The sequence below is a fragment of the Aminobacter sp. GW821-FHT11F06 genome (assembly GCF_058808215.1).
This window is the reverse complement of record NZ_JBXARL010000002.1, coordinates 313,976-330,059: the sequence shown is the minus strand read 5'-3', so window position 1 is coordinate 330,059 and position 16,084 is coordinate 313,976. Positions and strand designations below refer to the sequence as shown.

Here is a 16,084-nt window from a genome sequence, read left to right as displayed (position 1 = left end):
GAAACTCATATGCAGCCGCGCAGCCTAAGGCTGTGCCAATCGGCGTTCATGTCCGAGCGTTATAAATTGCCCCGAAATGGGTGATCTGCCCAAATAATAAGCTGGAAGAATCCGGCGAGGAAAGACAGTGGAAAAAGAAAACAAGAAAAAACCAAATCCGACCGACGTATACGTCGGCGGTAGAATTCGCCTGCGACGCAATATGTTGGGAATGAGCCAGGAGAAGCTTGGAGAAAGCCTAGGGATTACCTTCCAGCAGATCCAGAAATACGAAAAGGGAACAAACCGCGTCGGAGCGAGTCGCCTTCAGGCAATCGCTTCGATCCTCAGCGTTCCGGTTGCCTTCTTCTTCGAGGACGCCCCGGGAGCTGAAGGCATCGATCACAAGGGACTGGCGGAAGATTCTTCCACCTCCTTCGTGGTCAATTTTCTCAGCAGCGCCGAAGGCCTGCAGCTCAACCGCGCCTTTGCCCGGATTTCCAACCCCAAAATTCGGCGCAAGGTCATTGAATTGGCCAAGGTTCTGGCCGACGACGAAGAGCAGTAATGCCAAGGCGCCGTGCGTCCGAAAGGACGCTCTAAGTGTTTGAAACTGCGCATCTTGCTTTCCGAAAATCGGTTCCGATTTTCGGGCCGGTGCGTGAGTGCGACGGCGATGCGCCGCCGCCACGGCTCTAGCATAACTAGCATTCCGCGACGAAAGCCTGCTTGACGAGGTCTGGCAGGCTTCGCTAACACGTGTCGCGCCAAATGATCGGTATCGCGCCGATCGCTTTCCAGAGGGGACATCCCGTGCAGCGGCAGAATTATCTCTTCACTTCCGAGTCCGTATCCGAAGGCCACCCTGACAAGGTGTGCGACCGCATTTCCGATGAGATCGTCGATCTCGTCTACCGTGAAGCCAAAAAAACCGGCATGGATCCGTGGAAGGTCCGCGTTGCCTGTGAAACTCTGGCAACCACCAACCGCGTTGTGATCGCCGGTGAAGTGCGCGTGCCCGACACGCTGCTCAAGAAAGACAAGAACGGCCAGATCGTGAAGGACGCAGCCGGCCATCCGGTCGTCAATCCGTCCAAGTTCAAGGCAGTGGCCCGCAAGGCCATCCGCGCGATCGGCTACGAGCAGGCCGGCTTCCACTGGAAGACCGCCCGCATCGACGTGCTGCTGCACGGCCAGTCGCCTGACATCGGCCAGGGCGTCGACAGCGCCTCCGACCGCCAGGGCGAAGAAGGTGCCGGCGACCAGGGCATCATGTTTGGTTATGCCTGCCGCGAGACGCCGGATCTGATGCCGGCGCCGATCTACTACAGCCACAAGATCCTCGAACTGCTCGCCACCGCCCGCCACGAAGGCCACGGCGAGGCCGGCAAGCTTGGCCCCGACGCCAAGAGCCAGGTCACCGTGCGTTATCAGGACGGCAAGGCCCACGAAGTCACGCAGATCGTGCTTTCGACCCAGCACCTCGACGGCAGCTGGGATTCGGGCAAGGTCCGCAAGGTCGTCGAGCCCTATATCCGCGAAGCGCTTGGCGGCCTCGAGATCGCCAACGACTGCAACTGGTACATCAACCCGACCGGCAAGTTCGTCATCGGCGGTCCTGACGGCGATGCTGGCCTGACCGGGCGCAAGATCATCGTCGACACCTACGGCGGCGCTGCCCCGCATGGCGGCGGTGCATTCTCCGGCAAGGACACCACCAAGGTCGACCGTTCGGCAGCCTATGCCGCGCGCTACCTCGCCAAGAACGTGGTTGCCGCAAAGCTCGCCGAGCGCTGCACCATCCAGCTGGCCTACGCCATCGGCGTCGCCCAGCCGCTGTCGGTCTATGTCGACCTGCACGACACAGGCAAGGTCGATGAGGCGCAGCTCGAAAAGGTGCTGCGCGAGGTCATGGATCTGTCGCCGTCGGGCATTCGCCGTCACCTCGACCTCAACAAGCCGATCTACGCCAAGACCTCGTCCTACGGCCATTTCGGCCGCAAGGCTGGTCGCGACGGTTCTTTCTCGTGGGAAAAGACCGACCTGGTGAAGGCAATCAAGGATGCGGTCGCCGCCTAAGGCGACCGTGGAATCAATGGAACAGGAACCGCGCCGCAGTCGCACCAGCGAAGCCTTTTTCGGGCGGCGGCGCGGCAAGGCCATCCGCCCGCATCAGGCGGTGGCGCTTGAAACAGGACTGGCCCGCCTTGGCATCGACCTTGGCGTGGCCGCCCCTGCCGACCTTCGCACGATGTTTGAAGCCGACGTGTCCAAGGTCAGGCTGGAGATCGGCTTCGGCGGCGGCGAGCACCTTCGCCATATCGCCGCGAACAATCTTGATGACGGCTTCATCGGCATCGAGCCCTTCGTCAACGGCATGGCCAAGATGACGGCGGCGCTCGACGAAAACCCGCTCGCCAATATCCGCCTCTATGACGAAGACGCCACTCAACTGCTCGACTGGCTGCCGGAGGCTTCGCTCGACGGCATCGACCTGCTTTATCCCGATCCGTGGCGCAAGAAGAAGCACTGGAAGCGCCGCTTCGTCAGCCCGCTCAATCTCGACCGCTTTGCCCGCGTGCTGAAAAGCGGCGCGAAATTCCGCTTTGCCTCCGACATCGACACCTACATCAACTGGACGCTGCAGCATTGCCGCGCCCACCCCGCCTTCGAGTGGCAGGCGACTGACGCCCGCGACTGGCACACGCCCTATGAAGGCTGGACGCGCACGCGCTACGAAGCCAAGGCCATCCGTGAAAACCGCACCCCGGCGTATTTGACGTTTGTTCGGGTGTAGGCGCCACTCGTTTGGCTTTTCCAACGACGAACGCCCGGAGCCGTAGCGGAGGGCCGGGTGGTGCCCCGAAGGGACGGGCTGGACGGAGCAGGGGAGCCCGATTGGCGCTATTGTCTTTTGCGTCACGGCATAGATTCCCGACACTCTCCGCTCGTTTCACTCGCTCACGAGGTCGGGAATGACGGATTGCAGGGAACGCTTCAGCAAATCTCCAACCTCGACGATTGGCGGAAACCGCCGATGAAGATCGTAATTCCCGACCTCGTGAGCGAGTGAAACGAGCGGAGAGTGTCGGGAATCCAGGCCGCGACGGCTGTAGACCAGCGAAGAAAGGGCAACCGAAAGACACCAAGCCTGGCCAAGACAGTTGCCGGTCTTCATCCCATCGCCGGAAAGGCGATGCAGACGCGCAATCCACGCCCACCAGCACCCGCTGACAGCTCCAGCTTTCCGCCAAACAGGGCCGCGATCTCTTCCACGATCGGCAGGCCGAGGCCGGCACCTGGCTTGTCGCCCGTTCGCCCGCGCACGAAACGCTGGCGCACGTTGTTGATCTCGGCGGCGGGGATGCCGGGCCCGGTGTCTTCGACCTCCAGCACCACGTCCGAGCCCTGCTCGAGCACCTTGACGGTCGCTTCCGCACCGCTGCCGGCATAGGCAAGCACGTTTTCGATCAGGTTGCGGATCATTTCGCTGAGCAGCATCGGTTCGCCGCGCACAAACAGCGCTTTTTCGCCGTCGAAACCGAGGTCGATGCCGGCGGCATGGGCCTGGGTGACGCGATCGGCGGTGAGCGCCTGCGCAAGCTCGGTCAGGTTGACCGCGCCAAGGTTCTTGAGCCTGTCCGACGCCGCCTCGTCGACTTTGGCGAGCAGCAAAAGCTGGGCGATGACGCGCTCGGCATGGGCCACCGCCTCGTCGCCGATCCGGGCTGCCTGCCGCGCCTCTTCGAGCGAGTGCGCACGTGAGGCGAGCGCCAACTGCGTGCGGATGATGGTCAGCGGCGTGCGCAGCTGGTGGCTGGCATTGCCGGTAAAATGCCGCATGGCGCCTAATGCCGAGCCAAGCCGCCCCATGAAGGAATTGACCGTGTCGACAAGCCCGCGCACCTCCTTGGGCACCGATTGTTCGATCGGGTGCAGATCGTCGGGGTTGCGCTCGGCAATCGCGTCGCGCAGCCGGTAGAGCGGCCTGAGCGAAAAGGTGACGGCGAGCCAGACGATGGCCGCCGCACTGCCGATCAGGATGGCGAGCCTGAGCGCCGAGCGCAAAAGGATCGTTTGCGCCAGCTGCGTGCGGGCAATGGTCGTTTCGGCGATGGTGACGACGAAAGGTATCGAGGTCGCGCCCGTCGAGGCCGCACGTGAGAGCGAGCTCAGCCGGATCGGTTCGCCACGGAAATTCGCGTCGACATAGCCGCTTTCCTCCTGGTCGAGCCCCTGGATCACAGGCAGGTTCTGATATCCGGTGATGAACCCCTGGGGACCGTCGACGCGGTAAAAGACGCGGTCCTGTGCCGCCGAGGTCAGCATTTCGAGCGCGACATAGGGGATGTCGACTTCCAGCGCGCCATCCTCGGCCACCACCACGCGCTCGGCGATCGCCAGGGCAGAGCCTGCCAGCACGCGGTCGGAGACGGCATTCGCCGTATCGACAGCCTCGCGATAGGTGTCGGCGAGCGCGATCAGGCCGATGGTGACCAGCGGCACCAAAAGCCACAGCAGCAGCCGACTGCGTAGCGAATAGGGTTTGGCTCGGGCCATCAGGGGCTTGGCAGCTTTTCGAGATAATAGCCGATGCCGCGCGCGGTCCGCACCGTCAGGCCGTAAGGCGCAAGCCGTTTGCGCAGGCGGCTGACATATTGCTCGATGGCGTTGGCGCTCAAATCCTCGTCGAAGCCGGCGAGCGATTCGATGATCGCCTGCTTGGCGACGACCTTGCCGGCGCGCATGAACAGCGTTTCGAGTAGCGCGAGTTCGCGTGCCGGAATGTCGATGGCAGCGCCGTTCGAGGAAAAGCTGCGCGTGTTGAGGTCGAGTGACACCTCGCCGAAAGCGACGGTCGCCGCCTTGAGCCCGGCGCGGCGGCGCAGCAGCGTGCGCACGCGCGCTTCCAGCTCGCCGACATCGAACGGCTTGACCATATAGTCGTCAGCACCGAGGTCGAGCCCTTTGACCCGCTCGTCGAGCGAATGCCTGGCCGACAGGATCAGCACGGCAGCGTCATGCTGGCGCCCGCGCATGGTGCGCAGCACGTCGAGCCCGTCCATTTCGGGCAGGTTGAGGTCGAGGATGACGAGGTCGAAGCGTTCGGTGGCGAGCACCGCCACAGCCGACGCGCCGTCACCGACCACGTCGACGGCGTAACCGCTGCCCTTGAGCACCGCTGCCAGCCCCCCGGCCAGCGTCGCATTGTCCTCCACCACCAGAATGCGCAACCGAATTCTCCCTTGCCGCCCTTTGTGACGATGCCCATTCGATAGGCAAAGGTCCAGAGCCCCTGCACGCATCTTCAGCGCTTCGCCGTTGTGCCGCTCGCTTGGCTGTTGCATGGTCAAGATCATGCGTCTTGCCATTTTAACCGCACTTGTTTGCCTTTCATCGCCCGCCTGGGCCGAGGTCACCGTCTTTCCAGCGCTCGACGGCGCTGCGGATGCCCGCACGCTTGTCGTTTATTCCTCGCTCGACGCGCCCTTGGCCAAGCCGATGATCGACGGCTTCCAGAAAGCCAATCCTGATGTCGCCGTGCGCTACGAGGATCTCTTGACGACCGATATCTACGATCGTGTCGTCGCCGAGACCGAAGCCGGCAAGGGCACCGCCGACATCGCCTTTTCCTCGGCCATGGACCTTCAGGTCAAGCTCGCCAATGACGGTTACGCCCAGGAAAGCCGGCTGCCGCTGTCCGACCGCTGGCCGCGCTGGGCCAACTGGCGCGACACAGCCTACGCGCTGACCTTCGAGCCGGCGGTGTTCGTCTATCACAAGCCAAGCTTCAAGGACGCGCCGCCACCCGCCACACGCGGCCAGTTCGTCGATTTCCTCAAGGCCCAGGGCGACAAGGTCTATGGCCGCATCGCCACCTACGATATCGAGCGCTCCGGCGTCGGCTTCATGTTCATGGCGCGCGACCAGGAGCAATATCCCGACATCTGGTCGGTCATCCGCTCGATGGGCGCGGCGGGCGTAAAACTCTATTCGACAAGCGGGGCGATCCTCGAACGCATCGCCGATGGCCGCTTCGTGCTCGGCTACAATATCCTGGGCTCCTACGCCGCCGATTGGGCGGCCAGAAACCCCAATGTCGGCATCGTGCTGCCCAAGGATTATACAGTGGTGATGTCGCGCATCGGTCTTGTGCCGGCCGCGGCCAAGTCTCCCGATCTCGGGCGCCGCTATCTCGAATATTTCATGTCGGCCGAGGGCCAGACGGTGATGGCGCGCGAGTTGCAGATCGCAGCCGTCAATCCTGATGTCTCGGGCGAGAATACCGCCAACAGGATGCAGGAGGTGCTGGGCGGGCAATTGCGCCCGGTGCCGGTCAGTCCGGGGCTGATGGTCTATCTCGACCAGGTCAAGCGCACGCGCCTCATCGAACGCTGGAACGAGGCGCTGCGCAGCCCCTGATTGTACGATGTTCCCAAGCTGTTGCGTCGGTGTCAGTCTGATGTCAGGTTGCTGCGATAGGGAAGTTTTGGCCCACCCGTTGGAGGCGGCGAGGCTCGGAAAGTTCGGGAGGACTTCGAACACGTTTCCGTAAAGGCTACCCGGCGGCGCAATTTCGCCGAGCAAAGGGGCCAGGAAACGCTGCACATGTGGCCGGCTCATTTTAGCCAGCCCATTCCTTCCCTAGACGTTCCGGGACGCTGCCTCAGGCGCGGGCCTCGAAACTGAAAAAAGCATTTGCCCCGCGCATGCGGGTAGCAAGGGAGGAACAGCAATGAAGCAGTTCGTATTGGCATCCATCGTCGCGGGCGCGCTCGCCCTGCCGGCCGCAGCGGCCGACTACAAGATCATGGCTCCCGCAGCGCCTGGCGGCGGCTGGGACCAGACCGCGCGTTCGATGCAGACCGCGCTCCAGGACGAAAAGATCTCCGCCTCGGTGCAGGTCAACAACGTTCCCGGCGCCGGCGGCACCATCGGTCTCGCCCAGTTCGTCAACCAGGCCAATGGCGATCCGGCTCAGCTGATCGTCGGCGGCTACGTCATGGTCGGCGCGATCCTGACCAACGCCTCGCCTGTCACGCTCGATCAGGTCACCCCGATCGCTCGTCTGACCGGCGAATACGAAGCGCTGGTCGTTCCGGCCGCTTCCGACATCAAGGACATGGCTGGCCTCGTCGCCAAGCTCAAGGCTGATCCGGGTGCGGTTTCCTGGGGCGGCGGCTCGGCCGGCGGCACCGATCACATCACGGCCGGCCTGATTGCCAAGGCTGTCGGCGTCGACCCGACCAAGGTCAACTACATCGCCTATTCCGGCGGTGGCGAAGCGCTTGCCGCCATCCTCGGCGGCCAGGTGACCGTCGGCATTTCCGGCTACGGCGAATTCGCCGAGCAGATCAAGGCTGGCACGCTGCGCATCATCGGCATCTCGTCTGACGCCAAGGTCGAAGGCATCGACGCCCCGACCTTCAAGGACGGCGGCGTTGACGTTTCGATCCAGAACTGGCGCATGGTCGCTGCTGCTCCTGGCCTGTCGGCCGAGCAGAAGGCAGCTGTGCTCGCCGACGTCGAAAAGATGGTGACCTCGGCCTCGTGGACCAAGATCCTCGCCGACAAGGGCTGGGCCAACACCTACCTCGCCGGTGACGACTTCGCAGCGCAGCTGAAGAAGGACACCGAAGCGACATCCGCCATCCTGAAAGACATCGGCCTGGTGAAATGAGCCTGGACAACCAGCAACAAGAAAGGCGCCGCCCCGATTGGGCGGCGCTTGCCATCGCCGCGCTGCTCATGGTGGTCTCGGTCGTCATCGCCTGGAGCACCGCCAGCCATGGCGCCGGCAACAGCTATGCCCGCGTCGGCCCAACCACCTTTCCTTATGTGATCGCTGTGGCGTTCTTCGGCCTGTCGATCTGGACGGCCTTCGAAGCCTTGCGTGGCGATTTCCCCGAGCGCGAGCATCAGGAAATCAGCCCGATCCTGTGGATCGTCGGCGGTCTTGCCGCGCAGATGCTGCTGCTCAAGGCAGCCGGCTTCTCGATCGCCACGGGGCTGCTGTTCGCCGCAACCGCGCGCGCATTTGGTCGCGGGCCCCTGTGGAAGACGATTCCCATCGGCATCGCGCTTTCCTTCGTCATCTGGATCATTTTCGCCAAGGGACTGCAGCTCTCGCTGCCCGCCGGCCCGCTCGAACACCTGTTGTTCTGAGCGATTTTTAAGGGAGCTCGGCTCTAAATGGATACCTTTGGTCTGCTGGCGCAGGGATTGCTTACAGCTCTCGAGCCGATGAACATGCTTTATGCGCTCATCGGCGTGACGCTCGGCACCGCTGTCGGCGTTCTGCCCGGCATCGGCCCGGCACTTACCGTGGCCCTGCTGTTGCCGGTCACCTACAAGCTCGATCCCGCCGGATCGCTGATCATGTTCGCAGGCATCTACTATGGCGGCATGTATGGCGGCTCGACGACATCGATCCTGCTCAACACTCCAGGTGAAAGTGCCTCGATCGTCACAGCGCTTGAAGGCAACAAGATGGCGCGCGCCGGGCGCGGCGGCCCGGCACTGGCGACAGCCGCCATCGGCTCGTTCGTTGCCGGCCTGATCGCCACCATCGGCCTTGCCTTCATCGCGCCGACAGTCGTCAAGATGGCACTGTCTTTCGGCCCGGCCGAATATTTCGCGCTGATGATCCTCGCTTTCATGACCGTGTCGGCCGCCTTCGGCGACTCGACGCTGCGCGGGCTGACCGCACTTTTCATCGGTCTGGCGATGGGATTGATCGGCATCGACCTGCAGACAGGCCAGGCGCGCCTTTCCTTCGGCATTCCCGACCTGCTCGACGGTGTCGAAGTGACGACGCTTGCGGTTGCGCTGTTTGCTGTCGGCGAAGCGCTCTCCGTCGCAGCCGGCAAGGGTGGCGAATCGACAATCCAGGCAATCAAGGGTTCGGTATGGATGACGCGCGAAGACTGGCGTCGTTCATGGAAGCCATGGTTGCGCGGCACCGCGATCGGTTTCCCGATCGGCGCGATGCCGGCTGGTGGCGCCGAGATCGGCACGTTCCTGTCTTATTCGGTCGAAAAGAACCTGGCTGAAAAGCCCGAAGAATTCGGCAAGGGCGCGATCGAAGGTGTCGCGGGTCCCGAGGCGGCCAACAACGCCTCAGCCGCCGGCACGCTGGTGCCGCTGTTGACGCTGGGCCTGCCGACCACGGCGACGGCCGCGATCATGCTCGCCGGCTTCCAGCAGTTCGGCTTGCAGCCGGGACCACTGCTGTTTGCCACCAACCCGCAACTCGTCTGGGGCCTGATCGCCTCTCTGCTCGTTGCCAATCTGATGCTGCTGGTGCTGAACCTGCCGCTGATCGGCGTGTGGATCAAGCTTTTGACCATCCCCACACCATGGCTTTATGCCGGCATCTTGACGTTTGCGACGCTTGGGACCATCGGCGCCAACTCGGCTGTCTTCCAGCTTAATGTCTTCGGCCTGTTCACCTGGCCGATGTCGTTCGAACTCGGCATGCTTTTGGCGTTCGGCCTGCTCGGCTACGGCCTGCGCCGCTTCGGCTATCCGATTGCGCCTGTGGTGGTCGGGTTGATTCTGGGGCCGATGGCGGAGCAGCAGCTGCGTCGCGCGCTGGCCATCAGCCAGGGCGACCCGTCGATCCTGTTGGGATCGCCGATTGCGGTGGTTCTGTTGCTGCTTGCGGCAACCGCTGTGCTGTTACCGCTCTACCTGCGCGCCCGTGGCCGCGGCAAGGTGCTGGCCCAGCTTGGCGCCAACGAAGACTGAGTTCCGCTCAGTCCTGAAACAAAAAAGCCGAGGCCCGGATTTCCGGCCTCGGCTTTTTCTTTGCCTCCTTGAGGGAGGCTGAAACTGTCAGGGACAGAGCGACGGTCAAAATAACCTGCCGCTCCGGAGCACGGCCCACTTGGCCCACGTCTCGGCATACGCCAATGACGTGGGCAGCGGTGTGCGCTCTCTACCCTGAAACAGAAATCTTAGAACCGGCGGATGCGGTCGAAGTGGCGCGGGTCGATACCCAGCATCACCAGATCCTGGTTGTTCGGACGATGACCGTGCTCAACGGCCGCAGCTGCGGCCACGGCGCTACCGAAGGTGCGGACCAGTTGACCAATGCGTCCAAATTGCTTGCGGGTGTTCATCTCGGTGTCCTCTTTTGCGTTGCGTCATAGTTTTTGTGCAACGCAACAAATATAGGTGCCTCAAAGGAAACCGGTAGGGGTGTTGTCGCATGTTTGCCATGCATCCGCTGCAATGGTCGGCTAAACGCATAGCAGTGGACGCTGCCGGCCACAGGACTTGAAAGCCGCGCCGCCTTCGGCTATATCAGCCTCAAATTCTTGGTCGGTATGACGAAGAGTGGGTCCACCCGGTCCCGCTCTTTTTTGTTACCTGCCGACCGTCTGGAGATTCTATGACCGAAAACGCAGTCGAACAGACAGGCGACGACCGCATCATCCGCGAGACCGGCATCGATGCCCGCATCGCCTTGATCGTTCAGCCCGTCCTTCGTGCGATCGGCTTCCGCCTCGTTCGTATCCGCCTGTCGGGGCAGAGCGGGCTGACGCTGCAGATCATGGCCGAGCGCGAAGACGGCACCATGACCGTCCAGGATTGCGAAGAGGTGAGCCGCGCGGTTTCGCCTGCTCTGGATGTCGATGATCCGATCGAAAAGGCGTATCATCTGGAAGTGTCGTCGCCGGGTATCGACCGGCCGCTGGTCCGCAAGTCGGATTTCGGCAACTGGATCGGTCACATCGTCAAGATGGAGACCTCGGTCATGGTTGCCGACCGCAAGCGGTTCCGCGGCAAGATCGCCGAGGTCGACGAAGAAGGCATCCTGCTCCAGCGTGACCAGGCGGCCTATGGCGAGGAGCCGACCGTGCGCGTGCCTTTCGAGGCGATTTCCGAGGCACGGCTGATCCTCACCGACGATCTCATTCGCGATGCCCTGAGCAAGGACAATCAGGCGCGCAAGGAAGCACGGAAGCGTCGCGGCGAACCCGAAGATGCGCCGGAAGACGAAGAAACCGAAACGGAAGATTGATAGAGCCGCACGGCTGGACCAGATTCGGCCGAACGCTCCGGGAGAAATACAATGGTTGTAAGCGCCAATAGGCTCGAACTGCTGCAGATCGCCGACGCGGTCGCCCGCGAGAAGTCGATCGACAAGTCGATCGTCATCGCCGCCATGGCCGACGCGATTCAGAAGGCAGCGCGCTCGCGTTATGGCCAAGAGACCAACATCCGCGCCGACATCAATCCCAATACGGGCGAGATGAAGCTGCAGCGCCTGATGGAAGTTGTCGAAAAGGTCGATGACTACGCCATCCAGATCGCGCTGAGCTCGGCACGCGAGCGCAACCCCGACGCCCAGCTCGGCGACTTCATCGCCGAACAGCTGCCGCCCATGGATTTCGGCCGCATCGCCGCCCAGTCGGCCAAGCAGGTCATCGTCCAGAAGGTGCGTGAAGCCGAGCGCGACCGTCAGTACGACGAATACAAGGATCGCATCGGCGAGATCGTCAACGGCACGGTCAAGCGCGTCGAATACGGCAACGTCATCGTCGATCTCGGCCGTGGCGAGGCGATCATCCGCCGCGACGAGCTGATCCCCCGCGAAAACTACAAATATGGCGATCGCGTCCGCGCTTATGTCTACGACGTGCGCCGCGAACAGCGCGGGCCCCAGATCTTCCTGTCGCGTACCCATCCGCAGTTCATGGCGAAGCTGTTCACCATGGAAGTGCCCGAGATTTACGACGGCATCATCGAGATCAAGTCGGTTGCCCGCGACCCCGGTTCGCGCGCCAAGATCGCCGTCATCTCGCGTGACAGCTCGATCGATCCGGTCGGTGCCTGCGTTGGTATGCGCGGTTCGCGCGTCCAGGCCGTCGTCGGCGAGCTCCAGGGCGAAAAGATCGACATCATTCCGTGGTCGCCTTCGGCCGCTTCTTTCATCGTCAACGCGCTTCAGCCCGCTGAAGTCGCCAAGGTCGTTCTCGACGAAGACGCCGAGCGCATCGAAGTCGTGGTTCCCGACGACCAGCTGTCGCTGGCCATCGGCCGCCGCGGCCAGAACGTGCGTCTGGCTTCGCAGCTGACCGGCTGGGACATCGACATCCTGACCGAGCAGGAAGAGTCGGAGCGCCGCCAGAAGGAATTCGTCGAGCGCTCGACGCTGTTCATGGAATCGCTCGACGTCGACGAGATGGTCGGCCAGGTGCTGGCCTCGGAAGGCTTCACCAGCGTTGAGGAAGTGGCTTACGTCGATGCCGACGAAATCGCATCGATCGACGGCTTCGATGAAGACACCGCGTCTGAAATCCAGACCCGTGCTCGCGAATATCTCGGCAAGATCGAGGCCGAACACGACGACAAGCGCAAGGCGCTCGGCGTGCAGGACGAACTGCGCGAGATCCCCGGCATCACCACGGCAATGCTGGTGGCGCTCGGCAATGATGGTGTGAAGACGGTCGAGGACTTCGCCGGCTATGCAGCCGACGATCTCGTCGGCTGGAAGGAACGCAAGGACGGAGAGACCAAGTTCTTCCCAGGCGTGCTGGCCGACTACGGCGTGTCGCGCACCGATGCAGAACAGATGGTCGTTGCTGCCCGACGTATGGTCGGTTGGATCACCGAGGACGAAGTTGTGTCCGAGGAAGAGCCAGCCGACGTCGCCGGTGCGTGACGTGAGACCGGCCGGAGAACCCCTTGGACGAGATGAACGATCGCACCTGCATCGTCACGCGCAAAAGCGCCGAACCGGATAATCTTATCCGTTTCGTCGTCGGCCCGGATTCGACCGTTTTTCCGGACCTCAAGAGAAATCTGCCCGGCCGCGGTTGCTGGGTGACGGCCGACCGCCTACATATCGACAAGGCTGAGGCCAAGGGCATGTTCGCCCGCGCCTTCAAGGCGCAGGTCGTCGTGCCGCCCGAGTTGGGCGCCATGGTCGACAACCTGCTCGCCAGATCGGCGCTCGGCGCGCTCGGGCTCGCCCGAAAGGCCGGCCTGGTGGCGCTAGGTGCCGCCAAGGTCGACTCCACGGTCCGCGCCGGCAAGGCGCTTCTAGTACTCCATGCTTATGAGGGCGCCGAAGATGGCGTCCGCAAGATCACCCAGGCCCGCAAGGCCACAGTGCATATCGGCGGGCCTGCAACGCCTGCCTACAAACTTTTTTCGGAAGCCGAATTGGGTTTGGCATTGGGGGCAACAAATGTGATACATGCTGCCGTCCTCGCGGGAGAAGCGGGCAAGGCGGTCGCAAAGCGCATGGTTGCGCTTGACCGATATCGGGGCGGATCCCCGGATGATCTGGCAATGATTGCGGCGATTGCCTACGACGATGATGCCGCAGAGGATATGGAATGAGCGACACTAAATCGGGCGATGACAACACGTTGAGCGTCACTCCGAAGAAGACCTTGACGCTGAAGCGCCCGGGATCGGAGCAGGGAACCGTACGCCAGAACTTCTCGCACGGCCGCACAAAGGCGGTCGTCGTTGAGACGAAGAAGCGTAAGTTCTCCATGCCCGGCGACAAGCACGAGCCCACGCCCACCGCAGCCGCCGTGTTCGCGCCCAAGCCGCAGCCCGTAGCGCCCGTGGTGGCAGCACCGGTCGTGGCAGCGGCAACACCGGTCGTGGCAGCGCCTGTGGCGGCAGCACCTGTCGTCGCAGCGCCGGTCGTGGCAGCGCCGGCACCGACGCCCGTCGCGGCGCCTCGTGCTCCCGCTCCGGCCCCTGTTATACGCGAAACACCAAGGCCCACTCGCCAGCCCGAGCGGTCGGGCATGGTGCTGAACTCGTTGTCGCGCAGCGAGATGGAGGCGCGTCGTCGCGCACTTGAAGGCTCTGTCGTGCGTGAGCAGGAAGACCGCCTGCGCGCTGTCGAGGACGCACGTCGCCGCCTCGAGGAAGAAGAGCGCCGCCGCAAGGAGCGCGAAGATTCGGCTCGTCGCCAGGCTGAAGAAGAAGCCCGTCTCAAGACCGAGGCAGAATCGCGCCGTCGCGCCGAGGACGAAGCCCGCCGCCGAGCGCCTGCCGCAGCACTCGAGGCCAATGTGCCCGACGAGGTGGAAGCCAAGCCGAAGGGCCGCGTAGGCCCAGGCGCCGCGACCGCAACGCCGATCCGGCGCATTGCGACGCCTGAGGTTGCCCGTCCGGCCAAGACCAAGACCGAAGAAGATCGCCGTCGTGGCAAGCTCACGCTCAATACGGCGCTGTCTTCGGTGGATGGCGACGCGCGTTCGCGTTCGCTGTCGGCGATGCGTCGCCGTCAGGAGAAGTTCAAGCGTGCGATGCACAACGAACCGCGCGAAAAGATCATTCGCGAGGTTACCCTTCCCGAGACCATCACCATCCAGGAACTCGCTCAGCGTATGTCCGAGCGTGCCGTCGATGTCGTGAAGTTCTTCATGAAGCAGGGCCAGATGATGAAGCCGGGCGACGTCATCGACGCCGATACGGCTGAACTGATCGCTGCCGAATTTGGCCACACGGTTCGCCGCGTTGCCGAGTCCGACATCGAAGAAGGCTTGTTCGACATCGCCGACCACAGCGAAACGCTGGTTACGCGTCCGCCTGTCGTCACCATCATGGGTCACGTCGATCACGGCAAGACTTCGCTGCTCGACGCCATCCGCAAGACCCATGTCGTATCGGGCGAAGCCGGTGGCATCACCCAGCATATCGGTGCCTACCAGGTCGAGCAGAACGGTCACAAGATCACCTTCATCGACACCCCCGGCCACGCCGCCTTCACGGCGATGCGTGCTCGTGGTGCCCAGGCGACCGATATTGCGATCCTGGTGGTCGCGGCCGACGACAGCGTGATGCCTCAGACCATCGAGTCGATCAGCCATGCCAAGGCTGCCGGCGTGCCGATCATTGTTGCGATCAACAAGATCGACAAGCCGTCGGCGGATGCCCAGAAGGTCCGCACCGAGTTGCTGCGCCACGAAGTCTTCGTGGAATCGATGGGCGGTGAAGTGCTCGACGTCGAGGTTTCGGCGAAGAACGGCACCAATCTCGACAAGCTGCTCGAAGCGATCCTGCTGCAGGCCGAAGTTCTCGACCTGAAGGCAAACCCCGACCGTACGGCCGAGGGTGTCGTCATCGAAGCCAAGCTCGACAAGGGCCGTGGCCCGGTTGCGACCGTCCTGGTCCAGACCGGTACACTGATGCCGGGCGACATTCTCGTCGCCGGCGATCAGTGGGGCCGCGTCCGTGCCCTGGTCGACGACCGTGGCAACCGTCTTGAAGAAGCTCCGCCGTCGATGCCGGTCGAGATTCTCGGCCTCCAGGGCACGCCTCAGGCTGGCGACCGCTTCGCGGTGGTCAACAACGAGGCCCGTGCCCGCGAGATCACCGAGTACCGTCAGCGTCTGGCGCGCGACAAGGCTGTCGCCAAGCACGCCACCCAGCGTGGCTCGCTCGAGCAGATGATGTCGCAGTTGCAGTCGTCTGGCCTCAAGGAGTTCCCGCTCATCATCAAGGGCGACGTGCAGGGTTCGGTCGAAGCGATCATCACCGCGCTCGACAAGCTCGGCACCGACGAGGTGCGTGCCCGCATCGTCCATTCGGGCGCTGGTGGCATCACCGAAAGCGACGTCACGCTCGCCGAAACCTCGGGTGCGGCGATCATCGGCTTCAACGTCCGCGCCAATGCTCAGGCGCGTCATGCCGCTGAACAGTCCGGGATCGAAATCCGCTACTACAACATCATCTACAACCTCGTGGATGACGTTAAGTCGGCGATGTCGGGTCTGCTGTCGCCGGAACGTCGCGAAACCTTCATCGGCAACGCCGAGATCCTCGAAGTCTTCAACATCACGAAGACAGGCAAGGTCGCGGGCTGCCGTGTCACCGAAGGCAAGGTCGAACGTGGTGCGGGCGTCCGCCTGATCCGCGACAACGTTGTCATCCACGAAGGCACGCTCAAGACGCTCAAGCGCTTCAAGGACGAAGTCTCTGAAGTACCGGTTGGCCAGGAATGCGGTATGGCCTTCCAGAACTACGAAGACATGCGCGCTGGCGATGTCATCGAGTGCTTCCGCGTGGAGATGGTGACCCGGACGCTCTAAGCGTCTGGCGTTTGTCTAACCCTTTGGACGGTGGC

14 protein-coding genes are annotated in these 16,084 nt (G+C 63.0%); 11 read left to right on the top strand and 3 right to left on the bottom strand.

Translation table 11 applies throughout. The features are described 5' to 3' along the window. Nucleotides 1-127: 127 nt before the first annotated feature. The 3 genes from AC1RTB_RS06030 (at nt 128) to trmB (ending at nt 2,776) form a co-directional block, all read left to right on the top strand. Nucleotides 128-547 carry a helix-turn-helix domain-containing protein gene (locus AC1RTB_RS06030; protein WP_476785574.1) on the top strand — a complete coding sequence of 140 codons (420 nt, stop codon included), beginning with the start codon at nt 128-130 and terminating at the stop codon, nt 545-547. Nucleotides 548-750: 203 nt separating this feature from the next. Further along, on the top strand, nt 751-2,058 hold the full coding sequence (gene metK / locus AC1RTB_RS06025; protein ID WP_492875645.1) for a methionine adenosyltransferase: 1,308 nt from the start codon (nt 751-753) through the stop codon (nt 2,056-2,058). A 16-nt stretch (nt 2,059-2,074) separates the two neighbouring features. Beyond that, nucleotides 2,075-2,776: a tRNA (guanine(46)-N(7))-methyltransferase TrmB gene (gene trmB / locus AC1RTB_RS06020; protein ID WP_492875644.1), complete on the top strand. Its 702-nt coding sequence runs from the start codon at nt 2,075-2,077 to the stop codon at nt 2,774-2,776. 377 nt (nt 2,777-3,153) lie between these two features. Here trmB and AC1RTB_RS06015 read toward each other — a convergent pair whose 3' ends face one another. Together AC1RTB_RS06015 and AC1RTB_RS06010 are read right to left on the bottom strand one after the other, a co-directional pair. Next, nucleotides 3,154-4,539 carry a sensor histidine kinase gene (locus tag AC1RTB_RS06015; protein ID WP_492875642.1) on the bottom strand — a complete coding sequence of 462 codons (1,386 nt, stop codon included), beginning with the start codon at nt 4,537-4,539 and terminating at the stop codon, nt 3,154-3,156. Then, entirely contained in the window at nt 4,539-5,213 is a 675-nt protein-coding gene (locus AC1RTB_RS06010; RefSeq protein ID WP_492875640.1) for a response regulator, read from the bottom strand. The genes AC1RTB_RS06015 and AC1RTB_RS06010 overlap by 1 nt, the downstream gene beginning before the upstream one ends. 124 nt (nt 5,214-5,337) lie before the next feature. Between AC1RTB_RS06010 and AC1RTB_RS06005 the strand changes: the two genes are divergently transcribed. From AC1RTB_RS06005 to AC1RTB_RS05990, 4 genes are all read left to right on the top strand, one after another. Next, nucleotides 5,338-6,402: an ABC transporter substrate-binding protein gene (locus AC1RTB_RS06005; protein ID WP_492876341.1), complete on the top strand. Its 1,065-nt coding sequence runs from the start codon at nt 5,338-5,340 to the stop codon at nt 6,400-6,402. A 313-nt stretch (nt 6,403-6,715) separates the two neighbouring features. Then, a complete protein-coding gene (locus AC1RTB_RS06000; protein ID WP_492875638.1) occupies nt 6,716-7,660 on the top strand; it encodes a Bug family tripartite tricarboxylate transporter substrate binding protein in 945 nt (314 codons plus the stop codon). Further along, nucleotides 7,657-8,145 (top strand): tripartite tricarboxylate transporter TctB family protein, encoded by a 489-nt coding sequence (locus AC1RTB_RS05995; protein WP_492875636.1) that lies wholly within the window; start codon nt 7,657-7,659, stop codon nt 8,143-8,145. Before AC1RTB_RS06000 ends, AC1RTB_RS05995 begins: the two co-directional genes overlap by 4 nt. Nucleotides 8,146-8,172: 27 nt before the next feature. Then, the gene (locus tag AC1RTB_RS05990; RefSeq protein ID WP_492875634.1) at nt 8,173-9,729 is read left to right on the top strand and encodes a tripartite tricarboxylate transporter permease; all 1,557 of its coding nucleotides are present in this window, start codon (nt 8,173-8,175) and stop codon (nt 9,727-9,729) included. A gap of 209 nt (nt 9,730-9,938) precedes the next feature. Here AC1RTB_RS05990 and AC1RTB_RS05985 read toward each other — a convergent pair whose 3' ends face one another. Further along, the gene (locus tag AC1RTB_RS05985) at nt 9,939-10,103 is read right to left on the bottom strand and encodes a hypothetical protein (protein WP_476799815.1); all 165 of its coding nucleotides are present in this window, start codon (nt 10,101-10,103) and stop codon (nt 9,939-9,941) included. Nucleotides 10,104-10,375: 272 nt separating this feature from the next. Here AC1RTB_RS05985 and rimP point away from each other — a divergent pair, with 272 nt between their 5' ends. Genes rimP through infB form a run of 4 tightly spaced genes read left to right on the top strand, consistent with a single transcriptional unit; the run spans nt 10,376 to nt 16,049 of the window. Continuing rightward, on the top strand, nt 10,376-11,008 hold the full coding sequence (rimP, locus tag AC1RTB_RS05980) for a ribosome maturation factor RimP (RefSeq protein WP_492875632.1): 633 nt from the start codon (nt 10,376-10,378) through the stop codon (nt 11,006-11,008). A gap of 51 nt (nt 11,009-11,059) precedes the next feature. Continuing rightward, nucleotides 11,060-12,652 carry a transcription termination factor NusA gene (gene nusA / locus AC1RTB_RS05975; protein ID WP_492875631.1) on the top strand — a complete coding sequence of 531 codons (1,593 nt, stop codon included), beginning with the start codon at nt 11,060-11,062 and terminating at the stop codon, nt 12,650-12,652. Between the two features lie 32 nt (nt 12,653-12,684). Further along, nucleotides 12,685-13,335: an RNA-binding protein gene (locus AC1RTB_RS05970; protein WP_492876339.1), complete on the top strand. Its 651-nt coding sequence runs from the start codon at nt 12,685-12,687 to the stop codon at nt 13,333-13,335. After that, a complete protein-coding gene (gene infB / locus AC1RTB_RS05965) occupies nt 13,332-16,049 on the top strand; it encodes a translation initiation factor IF-2 (protein ID WP_492875630.1) in 2,718 nt (905 codons plus the stop codon). The genes AC1RTB_RS05970 and infB overlap by 4 nt, the downstream gene beginning before the upstream one ends. Nucleotides 16,050-16,084: the final 35 nt, after the last annotated feature.

Coding starts and splice junctions, on each gene's coding strand:
- AC1RTB_RS06015 (WP_492875642.1), bottom strand. CDS start 4,539: ATGGCCCGAGCCAAACCCTATTCGCTACGCAGTCGGCTGCTGCTGTGG.
- AC1RTB_RS05995 (WP_492875636.1), top strand. CDS start 7,657: ATGAGCCTGGACAACCAGCAACAAGAAAGGCGCCGCCCCGATTGGGCG.
- trmB (WP_492875644.1), top strand. CDS start 2,075: ATGGAACAGGAACCGCGCCGCAGTCGCACCAGCGAAGCCTTTTTCGGG.
- AC1RTB_RS06000 (WP_492875638.1), top strand. CDS start 6,716: ATGAAGCAGTTCGTATTGGCATCCATCGTCGCGGGCGCGCTCGCCCTG.
- rimP (WP_492875632.1), top strand. CDS start 10,376: ATGACCGAAAACGCAGTCGAACAGACAGGCGACGACCGCATCATCCGC.
- AC1RTB_RS05990 (WP_492875634.1), top strand. CDS start 8,173: ATGGATACCTTTGGTCTGCTGGCGCAGGGATTGCTTACAGCTCTCGAG.
- AC1RTB_RS05985 (WP_476799815.1), bottom strand. CDS start 10,103: ATGAACACCCGCAAGCAATTTGGACGCATTGGTCAACTGGTCCGCACC.
- metK (WP_492875645.1), top strand. CDS start 751: ATGATCGGTATCGCGCCGATCGCTTTCCAGAGGGGACATCCCGTGCAG.
- AC1RTB_RS05970 (WP_492876339.1), top strand. CDS start 12,685: ATGAACGATCGCACCTGCATCGTCACGCGCAAAAGCGCCGAACCGGAT.
- infB (WP_492875630.1), top strand. CDS start 13,332: ATGAGCGACACTAAATCGGGCGATGACAACACGTTGAGCGTCACTCCG.
- AC1RTB_RS06005 (WP_492876341.1), top strand. CDS start 5,338: ATGCGTCTTGCCATTTTAACCGCACTTGTTTGCCTTTCATCGCCCGCC.
- nusA (WP_492875631.1), top strand. CDS start 11,060: ATGGTTGTAAGCGCCAATAGGCTCGAACTGCTGCAGATCGCCGACGCG.